Here is a 6,233-nt window from a genome sequence, read left to right as displayed (position 1 = left end):
GGCCGGTCGGCGAGCCCGCGGCGCCCGGTGGCTGCGCGGCCGTGATGCCGTCGATCCCGCGGCCCTGGCCACCGAGGACCGATACGGCGAAGCCGCGGGCGGCGACATCGGCCGTGGTGACCGGGCGGACCCAGCCGGCACCCTCGCACGCCGGGTCGGTGACCTTGTTCTGGGCCAGCCAGGCGTTGTACCCGGCGGCCCAGCCGCGCATCAGTTCCTTGAGGTCCTTGGTGGGACCGGCCGGGGCGGGGGTAGCCAGCAGCTTCTCCACCGTGCCGGACTCCCGCACCCCCTTGAAGTAGAGGTCGCTGGACAGGTTCTTCGTGGCCGAGGAGAGCGAGAAGTCGGGCGCGGCGTCGGCCCCGAACCAGCGGGAACGCTCACCGGAGACGGTCACGAACCCGTCGGCGAGGACACAGACCTGGTCGGCGGCCTGGGCCCAGCCGGTGCCGAAGCCGAGCTGCGCGTAGTCGCGGGCCAGGATGTGCGGGATTCCGTTCTCGGTGTACCGGATGACGGCGGACAGGCCGCCGCCGGTGGCCTGCCGGTCGTCGGGCGCCGCGGCCGCCGAGGCCTGGGGTACGGCGGCCGCCGCGGCGAGCAGAGCGGCGCCGGTGAGGGCGACGCGGCGGAGTATCGGACGAGTGCTGAGGTGCAACAGTCCTCCCAAGTAGCCTGTGGTCGGGAGTGGTTACCCGTTGGACAGGCGGTACGTCCGTGCCCCCACACTCATTCAGCCCGTCCGATGACCTGTCAACATCCCGTTTGGTATCGGGTGATTGACCTTGGGCGTACGGGAGGACGAGGATCGCGCCATGACGGCAGACCGGACGGTGCGGGCAGGGCGAGCGGTACGGGACAACACGGTCGATGGACTGGTGCACGACAGCGCGCGGCGGGTGCCCGACCGCCCGGCCGTGCGCTACCGCGAGCGCAGCTGGACGTACGCGGAACTCGACGCGGCCGTCACCACCGGCGCCGCCGTGCTGCGGGAGCGGTACGGGCTGGCCGCCGGGGACCGGGTCGCCACCTTCGCCCACAACTCCGACGCCTATCTGATCGCCTACCTCGCCTGCGCGCGGGCGGGGCTCACTCATGTCCCGGTCAACCAGAACCTCACCGGCGAGGACCTCGCGTACATCCTGGACAACTCCGCGAGCGCCCTGGTCCTCGCGGATCCCGGCCTGTCCGGGCGGATCGCCGGCGGGTACCGGGTACGGGCGCTGCGCGACGCCCCCGACTCCTTCCTGGCGGAGCTGGCCGAGCCGCTGCCCTTCGAGGCCGGCCGGGACCCGGGCGCACTGGTCCAACTGCTCTACACCTCGGGGACCACCGCTCTGCCCAAGGGCGCGATGATGACTCACCGGGCCCTCGTGCACGAGTACGAGAGCGCCATCGAGGCCCTGGACCTGGACGGGGACGACCGGCCCGTGCACTCGCTGCCGCTGTACCACTCGGCGCAGATGCACGTCTTCCTGCTGCCGTACCTGGCGGTGGGGGCGCGGAACACGATCGTGGACGCGCCGGTCGCAGAGCGGATCTTCGACCTGGTCGAGGCCGGGGAGGCGGACAGCCTCTTCGCCCCGCCGACGGTGTGGATCGGCCTGGCGAACCACCGGGAGTTCGCGGCGCGTGAGCTGGGCGCGCTGCGGAAGGCGTACTACGGGGCTTCGATCATGCCGGTCCCGGTCCTGGAACGCCTGCGCGAGCGGCTGCCGGAGCTCGGCTTCTACAACTGTTTCGGCCAGAGCGAGATCGGGCCGCTCGCCACGGTGCTGGGGCCGTCGGAGCACGACGGGCGGATGGACTCCTGCGGGCGGCCGGTGCGCCACGTGGAGGCGAAGGTGGTCGACGAGGACGGCAAGGACGTGCCGGACGGAACGGCGGGCGAGGTGGTCTACCGTTCGCCGCAGCTCTGCCTGGGGTACTGGAACGATCCGGTGGCCACGGAGAAGGCGTTCCGGGACGGCTGGTTCCGCTCGGGCGACCTCGCCGTCCGCGACGCACAGGGGTACTTCACAGTCGTGGACCGGGTGAAGGACGTCATCAACTCGGGCGGTGTGCTGGTCGCCTCACGGCAGGTGGAGGACGTGCTCTACACCCACCCGGGCGTGGCCGAGGCGGCGGTGGTCGGGCTGCCCGACGAGCGCTGGATCGAGGCGGTCACAGCGGTGGTGGTACGGCGGGGGGAGGTGGGGGAGGTGACGGAGGCGGAGCTGATGGCCTACGCGCGGGAGAAGCTCGCCCATTTCAAGGCTCCCAAGCGGGTGCTCTTCGTGGACGCCCTGCCGCGCAACGCCAGCGGCAAGATCCTCAAGCGGGAACTGCGCGACCGCTTCTCGGAGCCCGGCCGCTGACGCCCGGCCGCTGACGCCCGGCCGCTGACGCCCGGCCGCTGACGTCGGCCGCTGACGCGGGTGAGCCCGGTCAGCCGGGGTGCGGAGGGCGCGCGGCGAGGTCCTCGGGCGAGAGGAGCCCGCTGCGTCGCAGCCGCCGCAGGGTGAGGTGCTCGTGCACGAGACGGCCGACGAGCGCGCCCCCGTAGACCACGAAGCCCACGCCGACCAGCCAGGACTGGACGACGAGCAGGGTGCCGAAGGGGCCGTAGATCACCGCGTTGGAGGCGATGAGCGGGGAGAACACCAGCTGCGAGAAGATCCGCAGCCCCAGCAGCCCGAGGCTGGTCGCCACCGCTCCCGGCACGAGGGCGCGCCAGCGGACCCGGCCGCCGAGCAGCAGGCGCTGCGAGCCGATGAAGAACAGGCAGGTGCCGATGAGGTCGCCCAGCGCGCCGAGGACCCTGCCGATGGCGTTGTTCGACGGCGAGGGGATCCCCACGAGCAGGCCGAGGTAGCAGACCAGCAGGGCGAGCCAGACGACGTGCAGCCACATGGTGTGCCAGCGCGCGGTCGGCAGATCCCAGACCTTCTCGTAGCCGGTCTGCACGGCCGACCCGAAGGTCAGGCCGAACACCGCGAGGGCGGCCAGACCGAACGCGGTTGTCCGTTCCAGCGCCAGGTCCGCGGCGCCGAACAGCATCTCGACCCGGACGCGCGAGGCTTCCGTCACCCCGAGGGCCTGGCCCAGCCAGCGGCCGAAGCCCGAGCCGCTTCCGGGTGCGGCGGCCGCCACGACCACCAGCAGCGGCACCAGGGTGAGGAAGCCGAGGGCCGCGAAGCCCATCGCCCGGTGCATCAGCTCCATCTCCCGGCCGCGGCTCCAGGCCAGCCCGACCTGGGAGCCCTGGAGTCGGTCGTAGAGCTGCCGGAGGGTGGAGATCACACCTCATTCACTACCCCCGAGCGCCGGCTCGCTCCCCGGGGCCACACCCAAATGGGCCCGAAGGGGTGGTTTCAGCCGCCGGCTCCGCGAAGGTCGACCAGTCTCTTGATCTTCCCCACCGAACGCTCCAGGGTCTGCGGGTCGACCACCTCGACCCGCACGGAGACCCCGACCCCCTCCTTGACGGCCCGGGCCACGGCGGCGGCCGCGTCCTGCCGCCGCTCGGCGTCCGTCTCGCGGCGCGCCTCCACCCGTACCGTCAAGGCGTCCATCCGGCCCTCCCGGGTCAGCCGCAGCTGGAAGTGCGGAGCCAGGCCCGGCGTCCGCAGCAGGACCTCCTCGATCTGGGTCGGGTACACGTTCACCCCACGCAGGATGATCATGTCGTCGCTGCGGCCCGTGATCTTCTCCATCCGGCGGAAGGCCGGCCGCGCCGTCCCGGGCAGCAGCCGCGTCAGGTCACGGGTGCGGTAGCGGATCACGGGCATGGCCTCCTTGGTGAGGGAGGTGAACACCAGCTCGCCGGGCTCGCCCTCCGGCAGCACCGCGCCGGTCAGCGGATCGACCACCTCGGGATAGAAGTGGTCCTCCCAGATGTGGAGGCCGTCCTTGGTCTCCGCGAACTCTTGGGCCACGCCCGGTCCGATGACCTCGGACAGGCCGTATATGTCCACCGCGTCGATGTCGAGCCGTTCCTCGATCTCCCGGCGCATCTCCTCGGTCCAGGGCTCCGCGCCGAAGATCCCCGTCCGCAGTGAGGTGGCGCGCGGGTCGATCCCCTGGCGCTCCATCTCGTCCAGCAGGGTCAGCATGTAGGAAGGGGTCACCATGATGACCTCGGGGCGGAAGTCCTCGATGAGCCGGACCTGCCGGTCCGTCATTCCGCCCGAGGCGGGCACGACCGTACAGCCGAGGCGCTCGGCGCCGTAGTGCGCGCCCAGACCGCCGGTGAACAGCCCGTACCCGTAGGCGATGTGGATGATCTGGCCGGGCCGCCCGCCCGCCGCGCGTATGGACCGGGCGACGACATCCGCCCAGGTCGCGAGATCCCGGTCGGTGTACCCCACGACGGTCGGCCGCCCGGTGGTGCCGCTGGAGGCGTGGATGCGGCGCACCTGCGAGCGCGGCACGGCGAACATCCCGAAGGGGTACTGGTCGCGCAGATCGGCCTTGGTGGTCAGGGGGAACAGGGAGAGGTCGGCGAGCGACCGGCAGTCGTCGGGATGCACACCGGCCTTGTCGAAGGCCTGCCGGTAGAAGGGCACCTTCTCGTAGGCGTGGTGCAGGGTCGTGCGCAGCCGGGTGAGCTGGAGTGCCGCCAACTCGTCACGGCCCAGCCGCTCGCCCTCGTCGTGCAGATCCGTGTACACCGCCATGCCGTCACCTCATCGTGAGAACCGACCGATCATTCGGTAGATTGCCAGGAATCCGCAGGTTAAATCAATGACTCGAACGAGTGATCGTCTGTTGTGATGGCCGGCATACCCACCTTCACCGGCTACGACGGAACCGAACCCGCCTGTCACCTCCAAGGGGCCGGTGAGCCGCTGATCTGCGTCCCGGGACGGCGCCACGCGGGCCTCCGCATGCCTCGGAGACCTCGGAGACCTCGGCGGACCGGCGGACGGGCGCCTTCTGATCCTCCTCGCCCTGCGCGGCACGGGCGACTCCGCGAGGCCGCGCCGGTGTTCTACGGGAACGGGGACGCGACGGCCGGGCGCACGGGGCGGAGAACGCGCGGCAGCAGCACGAGAGGCCGCCGAGGCCTACGCGGGCCCCGGTGCCTTCGACCCGCCCGCCACCCGTGCGGCGCTCCGCCGGGTCACGGGCGATGTCCTGGTACGGGCCGCGGAACTGGACGGCAACCCCCGCGCCGCCCTGGCGGCCCGGCTCGCCGTGCTGTTCCCGCGCGGCTCGGTCGATGTCCAGCCCCGGGCCGGCCACTTCCCGTGGCTCGACGACGCGGCCTGGTTCGAGGCCCTCGTGGAACGGTTCCTGGCGGCGGGCGCCTGACCGGCGCGATGCGGCGGGGGTCGGCGGGCGGTGGTTCATCAAGATCGGCGGGATGGCAGACTGACGGGCCGTACCGCGAACCGAGAGGACGGACATCACCGTGCGACGCAGACAGGCACGCACAGCACTGGCGTCCCTGGCCCTGGCGGCATTGACGACGGCGACGGCGACCGCCTGCGCGTTTCCGCTGCGGGACCTCGGCCCACTGCCCCCGCGATTCCCGGGTCCACCGCTGCCCGCCGACACGGTGGTGTCGGAGATGACCGCGATACTGGCGGCGGAGGGCATCACGGTGGAGCGGGAACCCTCCGGGGTTCTGGGCAGGTGCCACGAACGGCTCTCAGGGCGTCACGCGCCGGAGACGGTGGACGCCGCCATGAAAGCGGCCCTCGCGCGAGCCCGCTCCGAGTACGGCTGGCAGGCCGGCTCCGACACCGGCGGGACGTCGGTGACCCTGACGAAGAACAACTGGACGGCCCTGGCCGGCTTTGCGGCTGACCCGGCACCGGGTCTGCAGGCACCGGTCGTCATCTCGCTGATCTGCGTGGACGGCGACGACGCCTCCACCGCCCCCACGGCACCTTCCGCCCCGGCCCTCACACCCGCACCCGCGCCCGAGTCGTCCTGAGCGAGCGCCGGCCGGCGACCCGTACGGCTCGCCGACCGGGGCGGACGATCAGGCCGTGTCCGCCTCCGTCGCCACAGCCTTCGCCCAGCGGTAGTCCGCCTTGCCGCTCGGCGAGCGCTGGATGGCGGGCGCGATGACCAGCTGGCGCGGGATCTTGTAGCCCGCCAGCCTGGTGCGGCAGTGGCTCTGGATCTGGTCCAGTGACGGCGCCCGGGCGCCCTCCCGGACCTGGACCACCGCGGCCACATGACTGCCCCAGGTCGGGTCCGGGACCCCCGCCACCAAGGCGTCGTACACGTCGGGGTGGGAC

6 protein-coding genes are annotated in these 6,233 nt (G+C 72.1%); 2 read left to right on the top strand and 4 right to left on the bottom strand.

Annotated elements, in window-relative coordinates:
• On the bottom strand, positions 1-658 hold a 658-nt coding region (locus tag ACWGIU_RS26460), incomplete at its 3' end, for a penicillin acylase family protein (RefSeq protein ID WP_453709780.1).
• Between the two features lie 157 nt (positions 659-815).
• Between ACWGIU_RS26460 and ACWGIU_RS26455 the strand changes: the two genes are divergently transcribed.
• Positions 816-2,357, top strand: coding sequence for a fatty acyl-CoA synthetase (locus ACWGIU_RS26455; RefSeq protein ID WP_453709778.1), 1,542 nt, complete (start codon positions 816-818; stop codon positions 2,355-2,357).
• A 70-nt stretch (positions 2,358-2,427) separates the two neighbouring features.
• Here ACWGIU_RS26455 and ACWGIU_RS26450 read toward each other — a convergent pair whose 3' ends face one another.
• Together ACWGIU_RS26450 and paaK are read right to left on the bottom strand one after the other, a co-directional pair.
• The gene (locus tag ACWGIU_RS26450) at positions 2,428-3,282 is read right to left on the bottom strand and encodes a YhjD/YihY/BrkB family envelope integrity protein (RefSeq protein WP_453709776.1); all 855 of its coding nucleotides are present in this window, start codon (positions 3,280-3,282) and stop codon (positions 2,428-2,430) included.
• Between the two features lie 71 nt (positions 3,283-3,353).
• Entirely contained in the window at positions 3,354-4,658 is a 1,305-nt protein-coding gene (gene paaK / locus ACWGIU_RS26445) for a phenylacetate--CoA ligase PaaK (protein ID WP_453709774.1), read from the bottom strand.
• Positions 4,659-5,395: 737 nt separating this feature from the next.
• Between paaK and ACWGIU_RS26440 the strand changes: the two genes are divergently transcribed.
• Positions 5,396-5,923, top strand: coding sequence for a hypothetical protein (locus ACWGIU_RS26440; RefSeq protein WP_453709772.1), 528 nt, complete (start codon positions 5,396-5,398; stop codon positions 5,921-5,923).
• Between the two features lie 48 nt (positions 5,924-5,971).
• Here ACWGIU_RS26440 and ACWGIU_RS26435 read toward each other — a convergent pair.
• The coding region (locus ACWGIU_RS26435; RefSeq protein ID WP_453709770.1) for an AMP-binding enzyme at positions 5,972-6,233 on the bottom strand (262 nt) is incomplete at its 5' end.

The organism is Streptomyces sp. NPDC054840 (genome assembly GCF_053611065.1).
Note: the sequence above shows the minus strand (reverse complement) of the source record. Positions and strands in the feature narration are given on the sequence as shown.